Source organism: Nodosilinea nodulosa PCC 7104 (assembly GCF_000309385.1).
In the GTDB taxonomy this organism is placed as follows: domain Bacteria; phylum Cyanobacteriota; class Cyanobacteriia; order Phormidesmidales; family Phormidesmidaceae; genus Nodosilinea; species Nodosilinea nodulosa.
In genome coordinates this window covers 3,875,756-3,897,742 of sequence record NZ_JH976537.1, presented here as the reverse complement: position 1 = coordinate 3,897,742, position 21,987 = coordinate 3,875,756, and the positions used below count along the sequence as shown (strand labels likewise).

Below are 21,987 nucleotides of genomic sequence, written 5' to 3'. Positions count from 1 at the left end.
GTTAGGGCGTGGGGGCATGGATGCGTGGGGGAGATTGATAGTCTTTGGGGGGAGCGATCGCGATGTTGGGTAAATTTCGGCTTTGAGGGGAAGGGATTGAGGGTTTCAGTCTTCTCAACCGCAATTTTTTAACCATGCTCCATCCTGCTCAAAACCCATTACCCCATTACCCCATCACCCCATCACCCCATCTCCCCATCACCCCATTACCCCATCACTCCATTACCCCATTACCCCATTACCCCATCACTCCATTACCCCATCTCCCCCATCCCCTCAATCCCCTCCCCACAGGCCCGAGCCAGCCGGGGAACCGCGATCGCGCGCAGGGCACTGAGGTAATCTTCGAGTTCGCCAAATTCTGCCGGGTTGAGGCTGTAGTAAATCCAGCGGCCATCCTGGCGGGCGGAGATTAGCCCGGCCTCGCGCAGGGTTTTGAGGTGAAAGGAAAGTTTGGACTGGGCGATGTCCATGCGATCGCGCAGGTCGCACACGCACATTTCCTGCGATCGCAGCAGCTCAATCACCTCCAGCCGCAGCGGGTCCGACAGGGCCTTAAACTTGGCTATGGTGGTGGCTGACGAAGCGGATTGCAGTCCTAGCGACATTGGTATGGGTTTGACAGCGATTAAATTCCAGCGTAGCAGAGCTGTTTTGACTTCGGGAGCTATTTTGCCCGTTGAGTCCCAATCTAAGTACCAGTCGTCCCTAAACTTCGCAAGAACCAGCAGTCACCAAGATAAAAGCAATAAATTAAATAGAGCTTTTTGTTGATAGAGAAGGTTGAGACAGTAAGTCTTTGGTTGACAACTGCTTCACTTACTTCACGACAGGGATCTCAAACAGTTCATTAGTCCATCAGACGGCATAGATCATTTGAATCAACCCAACCCCTCTTACCCAAATCAGGCCCACCTTTCACTTCTACAAAACTTAGATCAAGGTTACTCATTTGTGAACTAGCTGGCGATCTTGTTAAAGCAACCTTAGTTCCCTCTAACAAAGAATCAGCTTTATCCAAAACAAGTTCTCCGGATGAATCTGAGATTGGTATACCTTGGGCATCAACTTGAAACTGGTTCAAGATAGTGCCTCTGCTGCTATTCCCACAGATAAGCCGATGGCTCTGGCGTTCTATCCTAGCGCGCTCACGTGAAATACGATTCAACAATTCCTGCTGGTGATTTCGCCAGTAATCTTGCGTACTATCAAGCGCGTTAGCGTAGCTCTCTGCTGAAGTTAATCTACCATTGTTTAAGGCTATCTGGCTCAGATTAAAATTCTGCTGATTTTTGTCAAAACCTGCTTGCCACACCGCTAGCTTCTCTTGGACAGCAGTATATTCAGAACTAATTGGGAGAACTTTATTTAGCTCTTGAATAGCACCATCAATGTCCCCATCTTGGGTGTACATTATCCATGCTTTATCATCACTGACTTTCCCTTCTCGATTCGCTTCTTGTATACGCGTTGCCAGTCTATTCATAGACTCACCAGCATTTGGTGGAAAGGATGCTGACTGAAAAACTGTTATTGGGTCTCTAAACCCTCCTTTCCAAAGATATTGATAAGCGAATACTCCTGAAATAACAGTAGCAACGAAGGCACCTGATACTATCAAAAACGTAGTAAAGTTGAATCGCCGAGCTTGATTGGTCTCGTCCGTTGAACCCTCTCGAATGAAAGATGCTGAAAATGGTAAAGCCTGGATTGGGTTAGGGCTCTCTGACGAATCCGATTTTGTTACAGGCAATTGTGAATTGGAAAAGTGGCTTAACTTAACATTATCACTCTGATTTTCTTCGTTTAAGGGGGCAAGAAAACCAGATACCTCTTTTTCCGATATCAATCTAGAACGAATTGGCTCAATGTCTTCATCTTGCAAGCCTAAAATATTTTGAAGGCGTTTGAGTTCTAATTCGGATCGTTTAGACAATGGATATTCTTCACAGAGAACACCATGTAGAGTCTGTTCATAATTTTGAAGACTTTGCCTCTTCTTGCGATACGGCTCTAATACCTCGTAAGTAATTTTATCTGCAATGTCTCTTGGTATACCAAGATTTTCTCGTAGCAATGTTAACGTCTGCTGGGCGATTTCAGAAATTTCACCAGAATTTGAGTTGAACTTAGCGGCACGTTCTACCTCACGGCGGTATTGAAGTAACGGATCTTTGGTAGGTGCTTGAGCAAGGTAAATTCGGAATCCTTCTTCAAAAACAAAGAACTTGGGCCTCATAGCTGGAGCGGCTTCAGCTACTCTTTGGGCTGTGTAGTTATGCAACTCTTGACTTGAAATTAGTCCATCACCATCTAAGTCAGCGGCCCCAGTTTCAATGCCTTCAATTAGGTAACGTGTATAGATAGAAGTGTCTGAGTCCTCGCGTTCAAAAGAATATTGCATGGAAGTTGAGGAAGTTAAGACAGCGACTCCTTCTCCGCCTAACTGATTCTCAATGTCAATTAAGCCGTCGTCTTTAGCTAAGAAACCTTCTCCAAAAGCACCACTGAAACAACAGTCTAGAATTACAACCTTGTGGCGCGATCGGCTGCGAGACATAGTTTCCTGAATAAAAGATGTCTCCACTGAAGTTGAGCGAATGAGATTTCCATACTTATCCTTAGAAGTCTCCTTGCCAGCAAGATAAAGCCTCCCAAAGTCATCTTTAATGCCATGGCCAGAGAAAAACAGCAAGGCAAGATCCTCTCGCCCACATTGTAGAAAGTGATCTTCAATAGCACGCCGAATGTTCTGAACATCTTGATCAAGTATCGTCTGAACTCGATCAAAATTACCCATCTCAGGATGCTCTAATACAACCTGCAGTGCTTGAACGTCCTTAATTGCTGCGGGTAAGAGAGATAAGCCAGATGAGTAGTTGCTAATGCCTATAAGCAGTGCAAATTTTGCCATAATAACAGCCCTCTAGTCACCGATAAACTCTTGGGCTGCCTTCAAAGCAGCAGATAATTCAGCTTGACTACTAGCTTTTAATTTTAATTTTCTTCCATTAGCCTCTACCTCCATCTCAATGGTTTTGCCAGAGAGACGTTCGCCCAAAAACTGGGACAAAGCTTTAAAGTTAGAAGCACTTACTTCGGCTTGAAGCAAGCCTAGCAAAAAACCAAAGCCCTTGCTCTTCTCAGGGGGATTAGGATCAAGAACTCGACCTGATTGCTCGACTTCACCAGCTGCAGCTAACTGAGCTAACTGTGGCAGTAGCTTTTGAACCTCAAGATCTTGCTCATCGGGATTGAGGGACGGATCAGTGAAGTGCAGAGTTACCCTAACTAGAGAGTAATCAACCGACATAATATTTTCCCCACGTAGTATTTTCGCGCCAGCTATAACGCGAACAAATGTACTTCGTTGACTACAGGGGAACACACTGGGAAATTCATGAAGTTCACTGCCCAATCATGACTTGGGACAAGTGGACTCTTTCCTAAATATACGTGAAATTACAGAAAAGTGGATTGAAACGAGATAATGAATAACACTGATTTTTCTCTTATTCGTTAATGCACCAAGCTTGTATAGCCTTGCTAAAGAGTCCAATCCTTTTAGTGGGGTGAAGTGTATTCTGATATACAACTTCGAGCCAAGCTTGGGGCAGCCCTAGCGCTTTCCTCTGGTACGGCTGAATCCTCGCTTCCCTAAATGTTGGTTTCTTGCTCTAGGGATTTGTGTGCTAGAACCTTCTTGCCAAATAGGCCAAGAACAACTCTGGTGTTGCTTAGAACCTTGGCACGTTAGTCAACAAACCTGCGCTCGCGCCGTCGATGTTTGATTTAAGCGGTTGACACTCTGGATAGATGCCAGTGAGACCGACTGTAGGAGTCAAGTCCTTCTCCGAACCCTATCTCCTATATCTGCTACAGCTCTGAACTCAGTAGACTCACCAGAGAAGGCAGAATGATATGATCGATGCAGCTTTCTTACCACCGGTTCGCCCGAATCTTGACCCAGGCTTTTTCCTTTAGCTGCGACGCCCGCTGTAGCCACACCTTGGCGCGGGCGGGTACCTTCACCACCCCCCACGGCCCCGTGCACACGCCCCGGTTTATGCCCGTGGGCACCCTGGCCAACGTCAAAACCGTCACCCCCGCCCAGCTCGCCACCACCGGAGCGCAGATGGTGCTCTCCAACACCTACCACCTGCACCTGCAGCCGGGAGAAGACATTGTGGCTGAGGCAGGCGGCCTGCACCGCTTCATGGGCTGGGATGGCCCTATGCTGACCGACTCCGGCGGCTTTCAGGTATTTAGCCTCAGCCAGATGCGCACCATCACCGAAGATGGCGTCACGTTCAAGTCGCCCAAGGATGGCCGCATCATTAATATTCGTCCCGAAACCTCGATCCAAATTCAAAACGATCTGGGGGCCGATGTGATCATGGCCTTCGACGAGTGCCCGCCCTACCCGTGCAGCCGCGAGACGATCAAGGCCTCTACCGATCGCACCTGGCGCTGGCTGCTGCGCTGCGTCGAGGCCCACCAACGACCGGATCAGGCGCTGTTTGGTATTGTGCAGGGGGGCGTCTACCCCGACCTGCGCAGTTCGGCGGCTGAGCAGTTAGCAACATTGGATCTGCCGGGCTATGCGATCGGCGGGGTCAGCGTGGGGGAGCCACCGGAGCTGATCAAAACCATCGTCAGGGCCACCGCCCCCTGTCTGCCCGAGCACAAGCCCCGCTACCTGATGGGGGTGGGCACCTATCGGGAAATGGCCCAGGCGATCGCCGCCGGGGTCGATCTGTTCGACTGCGTTATCCCCACCCGGCTGGCGCGGCACGGAGCAGCCTTGGTGGCAGGCGATCGCTGGAACCTCAAAAACCAGCGCTTTCGCCGCGACTATACCCCCATCGATACCGCCTGCCCCTGCTACACCTGCCAAAACTTCACCCGCGCCTACCTCTGCCACCTAATCCACGCCAAGGAGATGCTGGCCTTTACGCTAATCTCGATCCACAACATCACCGAGCTGGTGCGCTTTACCCAGCGGATCCGAGAGGCGATTTTGGGCGATCGCTTCACCACAGAATTTGCCCACTGGTTAGCGCCAAACTCAGCCGCAACTGCGATCGACGTATCCCCACCATGATAAAATGCGAAGAAAATTTACCAATTCTCAGATTCCAGCCGGTGCGCTAAGGGTACCGCTCCGCTGAGGTCTGAAGGATGGTCTGTCCCGGCTGTGTAACGAGAGGATAATAACTAAATGGAAGTCGCAATGCTGCTGGCCAAGCTGCCCGAAGCCTATTCCCTGTTCGACCCCCTGGTAGACGTGCTGCCCATCATTCCAGTATTTTTCCTGCTGCTGGCTTTTGTCTGGCAGGCTTCCGTAGGTTTCAAATAAGCGTTTCAGCCCCGATTAGTTCAAATAGTTCAAACCCCCAGCGCCCTTCTGCACTGGGGGTTTGTTTTGGGTTGGCCCTCAATGCCGCATGGGCTGGCTAGGTGACTGTCCTGCGGGCTAAAGCCGCCCTAGGAGAGGGGTTCAGAACGGGTCAGTGGTGTGTAATCAGTGATGTGTAAACTGCACCACGATGATAAGGGTGGCCAAGGCGACGAAAATCCAGGCGATTAAGTTTGTCGTCGAAGCACCTCCAAACCGATCCCGCTGGCGATCTAAATTTCCCTAACCCTACATTTAGAACCCTGCGAAGGAAAGTCCTGGGGAAAAAATTGACAGGTAGGGTTTACTCTCCTGGCTGGCGTCGCGTATATTGGTAGACTGTGTTTGTGATAATAAGGTCTTACGACTAGAGAAACTAAATGGCTAAGAAAAGCATGATTGCGCGGGAGCGCAAGCGGGAGAAAATGGTGGCGAAGTACGCCCAAAAGCGTGAGGCGCTGCTAGAAGAGTTCAGCAATGCCGAGAACCAGCAGGAGAAGGTGGCGATTCACCGTAAGATCCAGCAGCTTCCCCGCAACAGCGCGCCGACTCGCCTGCACAATCGCTGCTGGCTGACTGGCCGCCCCCGTGGCTACTACCGCGACTTCGGCCTCTGCCGCAACAAGCTGCGCGAGATGGCCCACCAGGGTTTGCTGCCCGGGGTAGTCAAGTCGAGCTGGTAAGCTCTCAGTATTCGAGCTGGTTCAAGGCGTCTGCCTTCAGCTTCAAACTTTTTGATCTAAAGGCCTGGGTATCGCTCAGGCCTTTTTTAGTGAGACCCTCTAATCACCTAGTCCCAAATCGTTGCTAGCGTGAGCACAAAGCCTGGCAGCACCGCTTCCCCAGAAAGCTGCTCTGGCTGGCTCAGGTACTCGGTAGGTCGGCCCAGGCGGTAGATTTCTACTCGCTTTTCCTGGGGGTCAATCAGCCACCCCAGCCGTACGCCACAATCGCGATACTCGGCCATTTTGTGCTGTAGCGTGGCCAGCTTGTCCGTGGCCGATCGCAGCTCAACCACAAAATCGGGAGCCAGGGGTAGAAATTTGGCCGGGTCTGGGCTGATAGCCTCAATGCGCGATTTTTCGACCCAGGTCACGTCGGGCGAGCGATCGGCCCCATTGGGCAGCGAAAAACCAGTGGAAGAGTCGAACACCACACCCGCCTGAGCCTGACGATTCCAGATATTCAAGTCGGTGGTTAGGTTTGCATTGCGCTTACCCGATTCCCAGCCTGTAGGTGGCATAAGGATCAAATCTCCTGTACTGCTGCGCTCCAGGCGGATGTCGTGGTTAACCTTGCACAGCTCGTAGAACTGCTCACGGGTGAGCCGCACCACCGGGTCGAGGGTCAGGGTTAGAGAAGTCATAGGCCTGGGGTAACGGCGTATCGTTACAGGTTAGTTGATGTCGCCCTCTGTATCTTCGCCATCCGGGAGCTTGCCTACGCGGTTGGTCTCAAGGGTAGTAGAACGTCCGCAGCAGCGATCGATGCCCAGACTGTCGAACAGCAGATCGCCGACGGCATTGGCGACGGTAAACTCGCCGTAGAAGCTGTCTGAAAAGTCAAAGGCCTGTAGCTCGGTCAAGATCGCCATCACCAGCGAGCCAACGTCGTTCTCGCCCTCCATGCGGTGGCGCACAAATACCTGGGAGGCCCGCTCGGCAATGGTGCGGTTGGCGGGTTCGGGCAGGTACTCGGCATTGAGCCAGGTGAGCAACGCTGACTTGAGCCACTGACCTTCCCGTTGAGCATCCTCCGGCGGCGGCAGCGTAATTGGGTCGAGGGGGTCTGTCATCGGTGCGGGGGGTGAAGCAACCTGAGAAAACCTTCTGTACACTCAATACTACCGCTTTAGCTTCTAATCCCAAGCCGAGGGCGGCTGAGCGTAACGAATTATCAACCCCTCTTTGCTGTGTAGAATGCCGTGATCCCCACCAAGTACGACCTAGACGCCATTATTCGCGGCTACTCCCAAGGGTATTTTTTGATGGCCGATGGCGAAGGTGACGATCTGGGCTGGTACTCTAGCCGCCAGCGCACCCTGATTCCGCTGGACGATCGCTTTCGCTACCCCAGGTCGCTGCGGCGATCGCTCAACCAAAACCGCTTTCAAGTCGCCATCAACCAAGCCTTCGAGGAAGTGGTCAGCGGCTGCGCCGATCGCGACACCACCTGGATCTCAGGGGAACTCAAGCAGGTTTACAGCGAACTCCACCGGGCGGGCTGGGCCTACAGCTTTGAGACCTGGCAGGGCAATGAGCTGGCCGGGGGTATTTTGGGCCTAGTGATTGGCGGCGCGTTTATTGGCGAGTCGATGTTTTTTCGCATTTCTGAGGGGTCTAAAGTAGCGATGGTGAAGCTGGTAGAACACCTGCGCCAGCGCCACTTTGCTCTGTTTGATGCCCAGATGATGAACCCGCACCTGGAGCGGTTTGGGGCCTATATTGTGGGCGATCGCGAGTACAAAAGCCTGCTTAAAATTGCGCTCAAGCAAAACTGTAGTTTTCTGTGAACCCAGCTTCCCTGCCTTTTATAGCTGTAGCCAGTCTGGTTAAGACATGTCTCCTATGAACGTTCAAACGTTTGAACGTTCATAGGATTTCTGAATGTCCTAACTAACATAACTATGGCCATATACAGCTTTTGCCCAGGGTCAAAGTGCCTAGCGTTTAGGCTCAGCGCTGGGTGACTGCACTTCCGGGCTAGATGCCGCTGACGTAGTAGTCGCGGGTGCCCTTGTCGTTGAGGGCATCGCCCAGCCGCTCAAGGGCGTGGACATAGGCGGCGGTGCGGGGAGAAATGGCTAATTCCTGGGCAATTTTCCAGATATGTTCGCCCTCGGCCACCATCATTGACCGCAGGCGAGTGTTGACATCTTCCACCGACCAGTAGAGGCCGCTGCGGTTTTGGACCCACTCAAAGTAGCTCACCGTTACCCCGCCCGCATTGACCAGAATATCGGGAAAGACGTAGATATCTTTGGCCTCTAGAATGCGATCGGCCTCGGAGGTGATGGGGCCGTTGGCCACCTCAAAAATGTAGCGGGCCTTGACGATATTGGCATTCTCGGCGGTGATTTGATTCTCCAGCGCCGCCGGAATCAAAATATCCACATCCAGAGCCAGCAGTTCCTCGTTGGTGATGGTGGCGTGGTCGTCGACGATGTTGCACACGGTGCCCTCGCAGTACACCGCTTTAATGCTGCGGGTCGAGGTCTTAAACTGCTGAATGCTGGGGATGTCCAGCCCGGAGGGGGCATAGACCCCGCCCTGGGAATCGCTCACCGCCACAACCCTATAACCGGCATCGAATAGCAGCCGGGCGATGACGCTGCCCGCATTGCCAAACCCCTGCACGGCGACGGTGGTGGTCTGAGGCGCGCGGCCAAACTTGGCCATCATGGCCTGCAAAACGTAAAATGCGCCAGTGCCCGTGGCGGTGTCGCGGCCCTGGCTGCCGCCCATGCTGAGCGGCTTGCCCGTGATCACCGCCGGGCTGAGCTTGCGGCGAATGATACTGTACTGGTCCATCATCCAGCCCATGATCATGGGGTTGGTGTAGACATCGGGGGCGGGCACATCAACATCGGGGCCAATGAAGTTGGCGATCGCATCGATATATCCCCGACTCAGCCGCTCTAGCTCAAACTTCGACAGCTCCTTGGGGTTCACCGTCACGCCGCCCTTGGCGCCGCCCAGGGGCAGGTTGAGGGCAGCACACTTAAAGGTCATCCAAAAAGCGAGGGACTGCACCTCGTCGAGGGTGACACCGGGGTGAAAGCGAATGCCGCCCTTGGTGGGGCCGCGTGTGTCGTCGTAGCGCACCCGATAGCCCTGAAACACCTTCAGGGTGCCATCATCCATCCGCACCGGAATTGACACAGTGAGGCTGGCCTTGGGATAGCGCAACCGCTCGGAGGCATCGTCGGAAATCGAAACATACTTGAGCGCCCGCTCTAGACGGCGGTTGGCATCGGACAAAATAGAGGTAGCCATGGGCTAACACCAAAGAGTGAAGGGATGGTGAGACAGCAAATTGTGCCGCTTATTTAAGGTTCCGCCAAGGCGAATCAGCCCAGCCAAAAAGTAATATTTTGTATTGCAAGATACCGTTTTACCCTCACCTCGCGGCCCTATGCCCTCAGCTAGTCCCTCGGCGGCTGAGGCGACAAAGAGGTTCCCGCTTGCAGTAGGGTGGTCAGGTTCGGCGCCGTCATCGGCCTAGCAAAGAGATAGCCCTGGCCGTAGTTGTAGTTCAGCCCCAGCATCAGGTCGCGCTGGCTAGATTGCTCAATGCCCTCGGCCACCAGGTCAAAGTTGATTCCCTGAGACAGATTTGCGATCGCCCGGCAGATCGCCACCTTCTCTAAATTTTGAGCGCTGGTGGGAATAAAGTAGCGATCGACTTTGACCTCATCAAAGCGAAACTGCAAGAGCTGGGCCAGCCCCGACTGCCCCATGCCAAAATCGTCAACCTTGAGCCGTAGCGACATATCGCGAAGGTCTTGCAGGCTTTGCAGGTAGCGCTCCAGGTTGTTGTAGATGCCCCGCTCGGTAATCTCAATGCCAAAGTGGTTGCTGGCAATGCCCGCCCCCGCAACCCGCTGCGTGATGCGGTCCAAGAAGTCGTCGTCTTCTAGCTCCAGGGGGCTGATATTGATGGAGAGATTGAACTGAGGCGCGACCTCCTGCCACTGGGCCAACTGCTCTAGGGCGTGGCAGAGCACCCAGTCGCTGATGCGGTGTACCAATCCCGTCGCTTCGGCAACCGGTATAAATTCCGACGGTGACACCCGTCCCAGGCGAGCCGAATCCCAGCGGATTAGGGCTTCAGCGCCGACAATCGCGCCGGTTTCCATGTGGCAAATGGGCTGGTAGGCGAGCCAAAACTCTAGCTCGCTGCTGCGCTGCGCCAAATAGGCTTCCAGGGTGATCTGGCGCAGCCGCCGCCAAGCCAGAGCGGTATTCCATACCTGAATGCGATGCTGGGGTAAGTTGGAGCGCCGGTTGCGTTTGGCCTCGCGCAGAGCGGTTTCGGCCGCCTGCAGCAGCCGGTTGATCGGGGCATCTTCCTGAAAGGCATGGATAACGCCGCTGGCAACGCCAATGGAGGCGCTGATGCTGGCCCCCTCGATTTCGATGAGGAGAATATCGGCTAGCACACTGGCGGCGATCGCCGCCGGAGTAGGGCGCGGCTCAGCAGCATCGGCGGCGGCAGCGGGCAGCAGCAGCAAAAATTCGTCGCCGCCGTTGCGCACGGCAATCCCGTCATGGTTTTGGGCCTGATCTTGCAGCACCGTGGCGACCGCTTTTAGCAGCGCATCGCCCAGAAAGTGGCCCCGCTGGTCGTTGATCAGCTTAAAGCGATCGAGATCCAGAAACAGGCAGACATCCCAGTGCTCTAGCTCCATCTCTAGGATGCGGCGGTTGTAGAGACCCGTCAGCGGATCGTGGATGATGCCGCTGACCTCGGCGAAGGTCATGTAGAGCAGCTGGGGCGACAGGGGAGTCACCAGAGTCATGTACCAGCCGGAAATTTCGCCCTTGTACTGGTACTCCAGACGCTTGGACTCGCCAGATTCCAGCGCTTCTAGGTAGAGGTCAATCAGCGGCACCTCGTAGGGATAGACCTGCTGACGGTGCAGGGGCATTTTCTCGCAGAGGCGATCGCCGGAGGCCAGCAGATTTTGGGTAATGGCGGCAGCAGCGGGGTTGAGCCTGAGCACCTTCAGGTCATCGCCAGCGCGCTCGCACAGCACATTGCCGGTCAGGGCCTGCTCCCAGGTGGTTTCCAGCAGGCTAAAGGTTTCGGTCAGGTAGCGCAGCCGGGTTTGGCTTCTGCATAGCACCACCACTGCCGCCCACGATACCGCCGCTGTCACCCAGTGCCAGGGCGTGCTGTGCAGGCCGAGCGCGCTCAGGGTATGCCCTACGCCGCAGCTAAAGATAAACCCTATGGCCAGCAGCAGATTGAGCCAAATCTCACGCTTGGCTGTCCGCAGCAGCGGCAGCAGCGTTAGGGGAATGATAAAGTACGCTGCTGCGATCGCACCGTTAGCAGCAATCTCCATGCCTAGCTCTCCCCAATAAGGGCTTCCGTTTTTAGGGCCGATGGTCTACCTTTGCCCGCACCCTACAACCAATAACTGAGTAGACACTTTCAATTATGAACTAACGGTAGGCGTAACAAAGACCGGCAAATCACTGGCTTAGCAACACTTTGCTTGGGTGCAAAGCCAAAGCAGCCTGGCCCAGACCATCGCCGCTGGCCATGGTTCAGTAAATTTTCGCTGGCGGGAAGTGCAACGCCCTGTTGCGAAGCGCAACAAACTTTATCGGGGCGTAAAGGTTCAGCCTGAACAGTAGCCGTTAACGTTATGTTCCCAGAAAATAGGGAAATGCGCCTGGCTCGATGCCGGCTGGCACAGGTCACTCTGGCCCAATTCAAAGCTATAAGGACTATTTCTATGAAGAATCCCCAGGAAGTATTTGAGCACCTAAAGCAGCTCGAAGAGGTCGACACGGTGCAAAGCGCCCTGTACCGCGAAGAGGCCCAGGAGGTACTGGCCGACGACACCATCAGTCTTAAATGGCGGCGCGCGATCGCCGATCGCCTCAACCAGGCCAACCACGACCTGGCCCTGCACACCGTTGCCCCAGAAGAGAGCTACTAAGCTAATTAACCTGTATTTCAAACCCAGCCGTTTGGCCTAGCCCAGGTCGTTGCTCACCGCCAGCCACTCCTCTGGGCTGGGTAGCAGACTGGTCAGCGGTGCAGCCAGACTGCTATCTGCACCCTGGGGCAGCCAGTTTGCCTCAGCCACGGCACTGAGGGCGGGCTGCATCCCTCCCTCAGCCTGCAAATACCCGGCCTCAGCCAGATTGCTCTGAAAAATATCCGAGAGCAGGTCATGTACTCGTGTTGTGGGGTGCTGCTGATCCCACCAGAAGAAGCCGGGGTTTTGCAGCTCTAGCTGCCCAAGCAGTGGATCGGTAACGTTGGTAAAGCCATACTCGGCGGGTTCACCGAGAATTTCGTTGGTGAGCCCGAAAATATCGACCGGAATGATGTCAATCGCCAGCTGTGGGTTTTGATCCAGAGTGGTTAGGGCATTGGCCAAACCGGCATTAAAAGCGCTGCTTAGCATCGTCGCCTCGACGCTGTTGCCGTCGCCCATCGCGCGCGGAGTGAGGCCCAGATTGGGCAGGTTAGGCACCAAAAAAGTATCCGCCCCGCGCTGGGCCAGGGTGGTAATGGTCGTGGCCACATTCTGCACGGCGTTCGCCAAAAAAGCCGGAATGGCGGCGGGGTCGCTGGGCAGGTTAAACAGGTCGTTAGCCCCGGCCCACACCACGTAGAGGCTGTCGGGGTTGGCGGGGGCATTGCCTAACGTGCCCAGATAGCTGTCCACTTCGTCAAGCAGACCTGGCAGGTTGGAGGTTGTGCCCGTCAGTGCCCCAATCAGCGGGTCGAGGCCGTTGTCGCGGCCTGTGGTTGCCCCGCCCACGGCAAAGTTTTGCACCTGGTCAGGCCCAAAGCCAAGGTCATCGGTCAGGTAATCGACCCAGATATCGCCGTTAGAAAACTGCCCTTCAAAATAGGGAAACGGCGGGAAAAAGCCGGTTAGCTCAAACAGGTTGCCCGGGTCGGACAGGCTGTCGCCAAAAATGGTCAGCCCGTTAAAGCTGGGCACCAGTGCCTGGGTGTCAAAACTCTCAGGCGTAAGGGTGCTGGCATCGACATTGAGCAGCACCACGCTGGGTTCTGCCCGGCCCAGATAGCGGATGGTAGTGTCGGTCCCCTGCTGGGCGATCGCAAGTTGTCCAAAGCCCAAGCCTCCTTGCAGCCGCAGCCGATCGACTCCTGGAGCAAAATTCACAACGGTATCGACTCGGCCATCGTTTTTGAGCCCAAAGGTGGTTTGCCCCGCCCCAGCAATCAGCCGATTGTTGCCCTGGCCCCCGTCAAGAAAACTCTCGCCAAATCCGCCCACCAGCCAGTCGTCACCCCCGGCCCCAAACAGCTGGTTATTGCCCCAGAGACCGATTAAAATCTCGTTTTCTGCCCCACCATTGATCACATCGTCGCCAAAACCACCGAGCAAAACGGTGCTGTCAAAAATATTGATTGGTCCCAAAAGAGCCGCAAGGGAACTTGAAAAAGGCGACAAAAGCGATGCCATAACGCCTCCCGGCAGAAAAATAGGTGAGAAAAAGAACTACGCCCAGAATAACCACACCCAGAATAACGAATCGGATTCGACGACTGGCTCACACCTTGGGCTGACTCAGCACCACATTCACCCCCAGCAAAATCAGCCCCATGCTGGCCACCATTGCCCCGGTCAGCGGCTCACGAAAAAATAACCAGGCCAGCGCCGCCACAAAAATCGGTACCAAACTGTAGACCACGCTGGCGGTGCGGGTGGGGCCAACTTGCTGAATGCTGAGGTTAAACAGCAGGTAGGCAACCCCTGAGGCCGCCACCCCCATGTAAATAATCGATAGCAGCGAAGCCAACGACAGCGTGGCCAACTGCTGCCACCAGCGCTCGGCCACAGCCAGCACCAGCAGCTGCCCTACCCCCGCCACCGCCGCATAAAAGGTAATCGTCAGCCCCGAGTAGCGCTGGCTCAGCTGTTTAATAATCAGCGAATACACCACCCAGCACAGCACGGCGCACAGCATCAGCCCATCGCCTCGGTTTAGCTCCAGGGTCAAGAGTTTCGTCAAGTTGCCCCGCGTCAGCAGCGTCAGCACCCCCAGCAGCGCCAGCGCGATGCCACCGTACTGGCGGCGGGTCAGCCGTTCGCCAATAAACAGGGCCGCCATCACCCCCGTTACCACCGGGTTAAAGGCATTGATAATGGCGGTGTTGGCCGTGGCCGTGTAGCGCAGGCTGCTAAAGAAAAAATAGTGGTACCCCACCACCCCAAACAGACCCAAGAGCGCCATCGCGCCCCAGTCCGATCGCGCCACCGTCAGCGCCTTCACCGGCTGGGCGCTGCGGGCAATAAAGATTCCTAGCACTCCCATCGCAATCAGGTAGCGCAGTAGAGAGGTCGTCAGCGGCCCTAGATCGACCGTGGTGTACTTGCCCGCCACAAAGCTACCGGCAAACAAAAAGCTGGTGAGCACAGGCAGCAAAACCTTCAGGCCGGGCAAAGAAGACATAGCAATATTTTGAAAGAATTAGGATTCAGCCGAGGCCATTCCCAGCCCAATTCTGACAGCGATCGCCCCCACTCAATCCATTCACCCCCCTCGCATCCCCGCACCCCGCATCCCCGCACCCCGCACCCCCGCACCCTCTCACCCACCCAGTTCGGGAACCCGTACAGCTCTCGGCGTTGCGATCGCCCCCCTCCGCGCCGTAAATTAGCACTCGGAGCTTGCGAGTGCTAAGCTCTAAATCGGTTCTAAATCTGTGTAGTGCGCCTGTATCTCGTAGGGTACGTGCTTCAGGCGCTGTCTTAATAGCAAATCCGGAGAAGCATTGTATGGCAGCTATCACTTTGGCGGCATCTAGCGTTAAGCCCCTAGCCGATCGAGTTTTGATTAAAGTAAGTGCGTCCGAAGAGACCACCGCTGGCGGCATTCTGCTACCTGACACCGCCAAGGAAAAGCCTCAGGTGGGCGAGATTACCGCCGTAGGTCCCGGTAAAACCGACGACAAGGGTAGCCGTCAGGCCATGGAAGTCAAAATTGGCGACAAGGTGCTCTATTCCAAGTACGCCGGTACCGACATCAAGCTGGGCGGCGACGAGTTTGTGCTGCTGTCTGAGAAAGACATCCTCGCCGTGCTCGGCTAGGCCAATTTTGGATTTTAGATTTGGGATTTTGGTCGCGTAGGTCGCGTAGGGTGGGCACTGCCCATCATTGGCTTCGCTGGTTTGGTTGGGTTTCGCTACCGCTCCACCCAGCTGACCTGAACGCCTGAGTCCTCCTTTCCATTAACTTCTGACTGACATTTCTCGCGTTCACTCCTTATCTTCTCGGAGAAAATTGATTCTATGGCTAAGCGCATTGTTTACAACGAAAACGCCCGTCGTGCCCTCGAAAGGGGTATGGATATTCTGACTGAGGCCGTTGCCGTCACCCTTGGCCCCAAAGGCCGCAACGTGGTCCTTGAGAAGAAATTTGGCGCGCCTCAGATCGTCAATGACGGCGTCACCATCGCCAAGGAAATTGAGCTCGAAGACAACATCGAGAACACCGGCGTTGCCCTGATTCGCCAGGCAGCCTCTAAAACCAACGACGCCGCTGGCGACGGTACCACCACCGCCACCGTGCTGGCCCACGCCATGGTCAAAGAGGGTATGCGCAACGTCGCTGCCGGGGCCAACGCCATCTCCCTCAAGCGTGGCATCGACAAAGCCACCGCTTTCCTGGTGGAGAAAATTGCTGAGCACGCCCGTCCCGTCGGTGACTCCAAGTCGATCGCCCAGGTGGGTTCCATCTCCGCCGGTAACGACGAAGAAGTGGGCCAGATGATTGCCGAAGCCATGGAGAAAGTGGGCCGCGAAGGCGTCATTTCCCTGGAAGAGGGCAAGTCGATGACCACCGAACTGGAGGTCACCGAAGGCATGCGCTTCGACAAAGGCTATGTCTCCCCCTACTTCGTCACCGACACCGAGCGCATGGAAGCGGTGCTGGACGAGCCCTACATTCTGATCACCGACAAGAAAATTGCCCTGGTGCAGGACCTGGTGCCCGTATTGGAGCAGGTGGCCCGCTCCGGTCGTCCCCTGATCATCATCGCCGAAGATATCGAGAAAGAGGCCCTGGCCACCCTGGTGGTCAACCGTCTGCGCGGCGTGCTGAATGTGGCTGCCGTGAAAGCGCCTGGCTTTGGCGATCGCCGTAAGGCCATGCTCGAAGACATCGCCGTGCTCACCGGCGGTCAGGTGATCTCCGAAGACACCGGCCTCAAGCTCGACAACACCAAGCTCGACATGCTGGGCCAGGCCCGCCGCCTCACCATCACCAAAGACAACACCACCATCGTCGCCGAAGGCAACGAGAAGGATGTCAAGGCCCGCTGCGAGCAAATTCGTCGCCAGATCGACGAAACCGAGTCGACCTACGACAAAGAGAAGCTGCAAGAGCGCCTGGCCAAGCTCTCCGGCGGTGTGGCCGTAATCAAGGTCGGTGCCGCCACCGAGACCGAGATGAAGGACCGCAAGCTGCGCCTGGAAGACGCCATCAACGCCACCAAGGCGGCGGTTGAAGAGGGCATCGTCCCCGGTGGTGGTACTACCCTGGCCCACCTGGTGCCTGACCTCACCGAGTGGCTGGAAGCCAACCTCACCGCTGAAGAGCACACCGGAGCTGCGATCGTCGCCCGTGCCCTGGCCGCGCCCCTGATGCGCATTGCCCAAAACGCCGGTCAAAATGGTGCGGTAATCGCCGAGCGCGTCAAAGAGAAGGACTTCAACGTCGGCTACAACGCCGCTAACGGTGAGTTCGTTGACATGTTCGATGCCGGTATCGTGGACCCCGCCAAGGTGACCCGCTCTGCCCTGCAGAACGCAGCCTCCATCGCCGGTATGGTGCTGACCACCGAGTGCATCGTGGTCGATATGCCCGAACCCAAAGAAGGTGCCCCTGCAGGCGCTGGCATGGGCGGCGACTTCGACTACTAAGGTAGCGCCTGAGCCTCGTTTGAGAGGCCAGAGTTAATCAATAAAAAGCCGCTCTGGTTCAGGGCGGCTTTTTTGTCGGTAGGCAAAACCACAGGATCGTTAGACTGAAGGTAATGTGCGGGACTTAAACGTGAAGCTGAATCAGACTATGTTGATTTTTGGGGTGGTTGCGATCGCCGTCACTGGCGCACTTTTGTTTGGAGCCTACAGCGCCGCCTCAGCACCGCTGCCCGAAGGGTTTCCACCCCCTAGCCCCGATGGGAAAATTGAAGTTAAGCAGTATCCTGAGTACCGAGCCGCCACCGTTCAAACCTCGGGCGATCTAGACGCTGCCCCTTCTCGCGGCTTTAGCCCGCTGTTTCGCCACATCAGCAGCAACAACATTTCGATGACCGCTCCGGTAGAAACGCGCTACCCAGTGGCAACGCTCGAAAACAGTCCTGTCTCAGAAGGCGAAGCTACCGTCTCGTTTCTCTACCGCAGCCTGGATATTGTGCCCGAGGATGTCGCCCCAGGCATTCAAATTGAAGATATCCCGCCCATGCTGGTGGTGAGCATCGGCACCCGAGGGGGCTACAGCCTTAAGACCTACCAGGCTAGTATTCAGCGGCTAGAGACCTGGTTGACCGCCCACCCCGACTATACAGTGGTGGGGCCGCCCCGGCGGTTTTTCTACGATGGACCGTTCTTGCCCGACGCCCTCAAGCGCAGCGATGTGCAGATTCCAGTGCAGCACTAATTGCTTAGCGAAAGTTGCAGGTGGTGCCAGCCCAAAGATTTTCGATCACGGCATCGGGCTCAGACGATTTCAAAATTCCGAACAGGTCACCCGCAGAAAACTCGGTACCGAGGGAACTCTCATACACCTTAACGGTGTAGGCCGACTCTAACTCGCGGCGGGGGGAGCCAATGCCTACGCCAGCCATAGTAGTTAAGGTGGTATCGGCATCGGAGCCCAGGGACCAGCCAATAAACTTATCGTTAGCGGCATGGAGAACCAGGCCGTGGGGCCATTGGGTAATCGTTTGTGGGCCAGAGCCGCATTCGCTGTTTTCTCCCGATTCCAGCGGTTCGCCCAATATGCTGGTGACGGCATCTGCGACAACGGTCATCTCGGTGCCAAATGCGAGGGAGGCGGTGGAGCCAGTCCGATCGCCTACGATCTGAAGCCCTTCCCCAGAAAGCGCGACGAGACTCTCGGTGTCTTCAACCTGGTCGCCGGAAATAGGGTCGGTGGGAGCAGGATCGGCAGGGTCAACAGCATCAGCCATGGGGTCTGTACCGTTGGCATCGGCGGTGTCTGAGGTTGGCGTACAGGCAGCCATAGCCAGCAGCAGCGTTAGCCCAAGGGGCAGGAATGCAGAAGAACGGAAGGCTGCTTTACGCATAATTTGCAAAAAGTTATTTCTGATACAAAAGCTGTTTCATCCAGCCTAGGGCAAATCTCGAGAATTGGTGGAAGTCCATGTCAGCAATCGCTAGCTCAACCTTCAGAGAGCCAGTCTTCGGTTAAGACCAGATCTAGCGGATATTGGCATGTCTCTGAAAATAGCGGAATTTCTGGTACCCGACGGCAGAGATACCCCTGCCGCCTCAGATCGCTTCGCTCCCTAGCCTAGCTTTCAGAGGACGTTTTAAAAGATCTGAGGGGTCAAAAATTATGCCAACCGCCTGACCATAATACGGATCATGGCCAGGTAGATGAGGGTCTCTGAGGTTTCGGGTAGCAGTTCATAATCTCGCACCAAACGTCGGCACCCCATCAGCCAACCGAGGGTACGCTCCACCACCCAGCGTTTCTTGAGCAGCACGAACCCTTTAGTTTGTTGAGGTCGCAGCACGACTTGGAGAATCCAACGACAGGTATCCATCACCCACATCATGAAAGCAGGGCCATCAAAGCCCCCATCCGCCCAAATAATGGTCAGTCTCGAGATGGCAGGCCCCATCGCTTTGACGCGCTTGAGGAGTTGCTTACCCCCCTCACGCTCCGGCACACTGGCGGCGGTGACCAGCACCCGCAGCACCAAGCCGAAGGTATCGACGCCCAGAAACCGTTTACGTCCTTTAATCTTTTTGCCCGCATCATAGCCAACGGCCTCATGCACCATGGCCGCGCTTTTCACGCTCTGACTATCGATGACGGCTTCTGACGGTTGAGGGTGTCGGTCTTGCTCAATCCGAGTCCACTCGCGCAAGTGGTCATGAATGATGATCCAGGTGCCGTCCTTGCGCCAGTTCCGGAAGTAGGTGTACACCGTCTGCCATGGCGGAAAGTCTCCCGGCAAGGCCCGCCAACGGCACCCTTCTACCAGGAGATACATCATGGCATTGAGCAGCTCCCACAGATCCACGCTGCGGGGTCGTCCGCCTGGTTTGGCCTCAGGCAGCAAGTCACTCAGCAGCTCGTATTGGGCACGGGTTAAATTGCTGGGGTAGTCTTTACTCATCGTCTCACTCCGGCATTGCTGACTTCTATCTGCAACTTACACGGAGTGAGCTTTTTTACCCACGGACCGACTTTTCAAACACCCTCTCAGGAATGGTGCCTAAGCTTTTGCCCTAGAGCACTAGGATGTCACGAAAATGTCACTTTCCTAACTTAGAATAGATCAAACTTTTGTAACTTTAGGCATAGAGTTGCTTCTTTAGAGACAGCTACTGTCGGCATAAATAATCGCCTTAATTCTTAATTCTGTCTACGCATAAATGCTGATTCTTTTGATCAGAACTTATGCCAAAAATAAGTCATGGCTGTATCAATAGGACGAGGGCACTGTCATTTTCAGGCGTTGCGAAGGGTTCTGTCTCGCCACCCGTTTATCATGCCTATCGTCTTCGTCCCGGAACCTTATAGTCCTGTAGCTAAGCTCAGATGGGGCTAGCTAACTAATTCGTAACCGCTCCCTGATCGGAATCTTTAGCGTTCGCGAAGCGAGTGCCGATCACTTAACTGCCCCCTGGAGGCTAGGGGATTTTATCTCTAGTGAGTTTTGACTTTCTCCCTTTGGAAGATGTTTCAGTTGGCAAAGCCTGCGACTTCGCTCAGCCAGCATAGTTTTAGGGATGCTTACACTGATTCTATGATCTCACGATGAGAACGTCTTTGCAGTTTTCTCGAGGTGCCCTCAAGGTATTACTGCTGGGCTGAGACTGTTCAATCTCATTGAACTTATTGAAGCAGCCTCTATCTACCATTACTCAGTTTTAGGCTTATGGAAATTACTCATCGCTCTTTAGTTTTATATTCTGCTTTAGCGAGTTTTAGGGCGCTTCGAAGAAGCTATACCGCTAAAATCATGGCCGTAGCTTTTTTAGGCATTCACGTTCCGCTGCTAACCCTGTTGGCTAGCTTTGTGATGTCTAATACCTACTCCTGGGAAATAGCGCTCCGGGTACTGGGAGTAGCTTTGCTGGCCACGTTGACGGGTACAGCCGCCACTCTATACGCTCTACACCAGCTGCTAGTGCCAGTGAGATTGACATCTACGGCACTGCAAACCTATCTAGAAAATCAAAGCTTGCCCAGTCTGCCCACCAGGTTTACCGATGAAGTCGGCACCCTGATGGCGGACACCTCCCAGACGCTGCATCAGCTGGATGAGCTGATGTACTGCAACAGCCACTACGACCATCTGACGGGTTTACCCAATCAAGCTCTGCTGGTCGATCGCCTGCGGGAAACTCTATCTCTTCAGACCGACCATCAGCGATTAGTGGCGGTTTTGCTGCTCAGTATCGACGACTTTACCGATATCAGCCACGGTCTAGAGCCGGAGACACTGCGGCTACTGCTGCGGGGAATGTCTCAACGCTTGACCAAAGATGTTGTGCAAGACGGTCTCCTTGCCTACATGGGCAAGGATGAGTTTGCGATCGCCCGCTTTGATGTCACCTCGCCCAAGAGCGTGATTCAGCTCATACAAAGCCTGCGGGCCGTTCTGGCAAGGCCATTTTTCCTCGAGGGGCAGACTGTTCACATTACCCCCAGCATTGGGGTCGTCCTGCAAACCATCCAAGAGGCTCAGGATATCGATCAGCTGCTGCAACAGGCCCATATGGCGATGCACCAGGCCAAGCAGCGAGGGCGCGGCCAATATCAGTTCTATTCCCCAGAGACCACGGCCCAGCTGCAGAATCGCCTGATGCTGGAAAACGACCTGCACGGAGCCCTAGAGCGTGATGAGCTACGGGTGTATTACCAACCGCTGATCGACCTGCAAACGGGGCAGGCCATTGCTGTGGAAGCGCTGGTGCGGTGGCAGCATCCCATTCGAGGGCTGGTCTCTCCGGCCGAGTTCATTCCCATTGCCGAGGCCAACGGGCTGATCGTGCCGATTGGGGAGTGGGTGCTGCGCACAGCCTGCGCCCAGAGCCGAGCCTGGCAGCTGGCTGGCTCGCCGCCCCTGCGCCTGTCGGTGAACCTGTCCGCCTGCCAGTTTAGTCAGCCAAATTTGGTTGAAACCATCGCTCAGATCCTGGCTGAAACTCAGCTGGATCCGGCCTATCTGGAGTTAGAAGTTACCGAAAGCTTTTTGATGGAGGATATCCATCGCTCAGTGCAGACCTTGCAGGAGCTTCGCGGACTGGGCATAGCGATCGCCCTGGATGATTTTGGCACCGGCTACTCTTCCCTCAACTACCTGAGCCGTTTTCCGGTGACCATGCTAAAAATCGATCGCTCCTTCGTCAACGACATGCGGGTCAATCCAGAAAGTGCCGCCGTCACCGATGCGATTATCGCCTTAGCCAAGAGCCTGCACCTGAGCATTACCGCAGAGGGGATTGAAGATCAGGAGCAGCTGGCCTATCTCAAAGAGCGTGGCTGTGAAGAGGGGCAGGGGTTTTACTTTAGTCGCCCTTTGCCAGCAGAGGCGCTGGCCACCTGGCTGCAAACCAAGTCCCCGGCCCAGCCGCTACCGGCGCTAACAATGGCACGGTAATG

At 55.1% G+C, this 21,987-nt stretch carries 19 protein-coding genes and 1 pseudogene; 9 read left to right on the top strand and 11 right to left on the bottom strand.

All coding sequences use genetic code 11. From position 1 onward, the window contains the following. Positions 1-254: 254 nt before the first annotated feature. The 3 genes from LEPTO7104_RS0117995 to LEPTO7104_RS0117985 form a co-directional block, all read right to left on the bottom strand. The gene (locus tag LEPTO7104_RS0117995; protein WP_017299975.1) at positions 255-608 is read right to left on the bottom strand and encodes an ArsR/SmtB family transcription factor; all 354 of its coding nucleotides are present in this window, start codon (positions 606-608) and stop codon (positions 255-257) included. Between the two features lie 242 nt (positions 609-850). Then, a complete protein-coding gene (locus LEPTO7104_RS37135) occupies positions 851-2,914 on the bottom strand; it encodes a caspase family protein (RefSeq protein ID WP_017299974.1) in 2,064 nt (687 codons plus the stop codon). A 12-nt stretch (positions 2,915-2,926) separates the two neighbouring features. Next, positions 2,927-3,313 carry a hypothetical protein gene (locus LEPTO7104_RS0117985; protein WP_017299973.1) on the bottom strand — a complete coding sequence of 129 codons (387 nt, stop codon included), beginning with the start codon at positions 3,311-3,313 and terminating at the stop codon, positions 2,927-2,929. A gap of 615 nt (positions 3,314-3,928) precedes the next feature. Here LEPTO7104_RS0117985 and tgt point away from each other — a divergent pair. The 3 genes from tgt (at position 3,929) to rpsN (ending at position 6,081) form a co-directional block, all read left to right on the top strand. After that, positions 3,929-5,104 (top strand): tRNA guanosine(34) transglycosylase Tgt, encoded by a 1,176-nt coding sequence (gene tgt, locus LEPTO7104_RS0117980; protein WP_017299972.1) that lies wholly within the window; start codon positions 3,929-3,931, stop codon positions 5,102-5,104. Between the two features lie 117 nt (positions 5,105-5,221). After that, the gene (locus tag LEPTO7104_RS0117975) at positions 5,222-5,359 is read left to right on the top strand and encodes a photosystem II reaction center protein K (protein WP_017299971.1); all 138 of its coding nucleotides are present in this window, start codon (positions 5,222-5,224) and stop codon (positions 5,357-5,359) included. A gap of 419 nt (positions 5,360-5,778) precedes the next feature. Further along, positions 5,779-6,081, top strand: coding sequence for a 30S ribosomal protein S14 (rpsN, locus tag LEPTO7104_RS0117970; protein ID WP_026072826.1), 303 nt, complete (start codon positions 5,779-5,781; stop codon positions 6,079-6,081). Positions 6,082-6,188: 107 nt separating this feature from the next. On the opposite strand, the gene LEPTO7104_RS0117965 is transcribed toward rpsN, so the two are convergent. Together LEPTO7104_RS0117965 and LEPTO7104_RS34415 are read right to left on the bottom strand one after the other, a co-directional pair. After that, positions 6,189-6,764 (bottom strand): Uma2 family endonuclease, encoded by a 576-nt coding sequence (locus tag LEPTO7104_RS0117965; RefSeq protein ID WP_017299969.1) that lies wholly within the window; start codon positions 6,762-6,764, stop codon positions 6,189-6,191. Between the two features lie 102 nt (positions 6,765-6,866). Continuing rightward, positions 6,867-7,193 (bottom strand): annotated as a pseudogene (locus LEPTO7104_RS34415) (hypothetical protein); the annotation flags it as partial. A 129-nt stretch (positions 7,194-7,322) separates the two neighbouring features. Between LEPTO7104_RS34415 and aat the strand changes: the two are divergent. Next, positions 7,323-7,910 carry a leucyl/phenylalanyl-tRNA--protein transferase gene (gene aat, locus LEPTO7104_RS0117955; RefSeq protein WP_017299967.1) on the top strand — a complete coding sequence of 196 codons (588 nt, stop codon included), beginning with the start codon at positions 7,323-7,325 and terminating at the stop codon, positions 7,908-7,910. Between the two features lie 190 nt (positions 7,911-8,100). Here the strand turns inward: aat and LEPTO7104_RS0117950 are convergent, their stop codons facing one another. Then, a complete protein-coding gene (locus tag LEPTO7104_RS0117950) occupies positions 8,101-9,393 on the bottom strand; it encodes a Glu/Leu/Phe/Val family dehydrogenase (protein ID WP_017299966.1) in 1,293 nt (430 codons plus the stop codon). Positions 9,394-9,542: 149 nt separating this feature from the next. Then, positions 9,543-11,468: a putative bifunctional diguanylate cyclase/phosphodiesterase gene (locus tag LEPTO7104_RS0117945; protein ID WP_017299965.1), complete on the bottom strand. Its 1,926-nt coding sequence runs from the start codon at positions 11,466-11,468 to the stop codon at positions 9,543-9,545. A 396-nt stretch (positions 11,469-11,864) separates the two neighbouring features. Between LEPTO7104_RS0117945 and LEPTO7104_RS0117940 the strand changes: the two genes are divergently transcribed. Next, the gene (locus LEPTO7104_RS0117940; protein ID WP_017299964.1) at positions 11,865-12,071 is read left to right on the top strand and encodes a hypothetical protein; all 207 of its coding nucleotides are present in this window, start codon (positions 11,865-11,867) and stop codon (positions 12,069-12,071) included. A 36-nt stretch (positions 12,072-12,107) separates the two neighbouring features. Here the strand turns inward: LEPTO7104_RS0117940 and LEPTO7104_RS37130 are convergent, their stop codons facing one another. Together LEPTO7104_RS37130 and LEPTO7104_RS0117930 are read right to left on the bottom strand one after the other, a co-directional pair. Next, positions 12,108-13,535: an SGNH/GDSL hydrolase family protein gene (locus tag LEPTO7104_RS37130; protein ID WP_017299963.1), complete on the bottom strand. Its 1,428-nt coding sequence runs from the start codon at positions 13,533-13,535 to the stop codon at positions 12,108-12,110. A gap of 133 nt (positions 13,536-13,668) precedes the next feature. Next, entirely contained in the window at positions 13,669-14,571 is a 903-nt protein-coding gene (locus LEPTO7104_RS0117930; protein ID WP_017299962.1) for a DMT family transporter, read from the bottom strand. 326 nt (positions 14,572-14,897) lie between these two features. Here LEPTO7104_RS0117930 and groES point away from each other — a divergent pair, with 326 nt between their 5' ends. The 3 genes from groES to LEPTO7104_RS0117910 all read left to right on the top strand — a co-directional run bounded on the left by groES (position 14,898) and on the right by LEPTO7104_RS0117910 (position 17,781). Continuing rightward, the gene (groES, locus tag LEPTO7104_RS0117925; protein WP_017299961.1) at positions 14,898-15,209 is read left to right on the top strand and encodes a co-chaperone GroES; all 312 of its coding nucleotides are present in this window, start codon (positions 14,898-14,900) and stop codon (positions 15,207-15,209) included. A 201-nt stretch (positions 15,210-15,410) separates the two neighbouring features. After that, positions 15,411-17,042 carry a chaperonin GroEL gene (gene groL, locus LEPTO7104_RS0117920; protein ID WP_026072825.1) on the top strand — a complete coding sequence of 544 codons (1,632 nt, stop codon included), beginning with the start codon at positions 15,411-15,413 and terminating at the stop codon, positions 17,040-17,042. Positions 17,043-17,190: 148 nt separating this feature from the next. Continuing rightward, positions 17,191-17,781, top strand: a complete 591-nt coding sequence (locus LEPTO7104_RS0117910) for a heme-binding protein (RefSeq protein WP_017299958.1) — start codon at positions 17,191-17,193, stop codon at positions 17,779-17,781. A 4-nt stretch (positions 17,782-17,785) separates the two neighbouring features. Here LEPTO7104_RS0117910 and LEPTO7104_RS0117905 read toward each other — a convergent pair whose 3' ends face one another. Next, positions 17,786-18,430, bottom strand: coding sequence for a hypothetical protein (locus tag LEPTO7104_RS0117905; RefSeq protein WP_155523683.1), 645 nt, complete (start codon positions 18,428-18,430; stop codon positions 17,786-17,788). 270 nt (positions 18,431-18,700) lie between these two features. Continuing rightward, complete coding sequence (locus tag LEPTO7104_RS0117900; protein ID WP_017296610.1) at positions 18,701-19,492, bottom strand: IS5 family transposase; 792 nt, start codon at positions 19,490-19,492, stop codon at positions 18,701-18,703. Positions 19,493-20,341: 849 nt separating this feature from the next. Between LEPTO7104_RS0117900 and LEPTO7104_RS34405 the strand changes: the two genes are divergently transcribed. Then, entirely contained in the window at positions 20,342-21,985 is a 1,644-nt protein-coding gene (locus LEPTO7104_RS34405) for an EAL domain-containing protein (RefSeq protein WP_017299956.1), read from the top strand. The last annotated feature ends 2 nt before the right edge of the window (positions 21,986-21,987 follow it).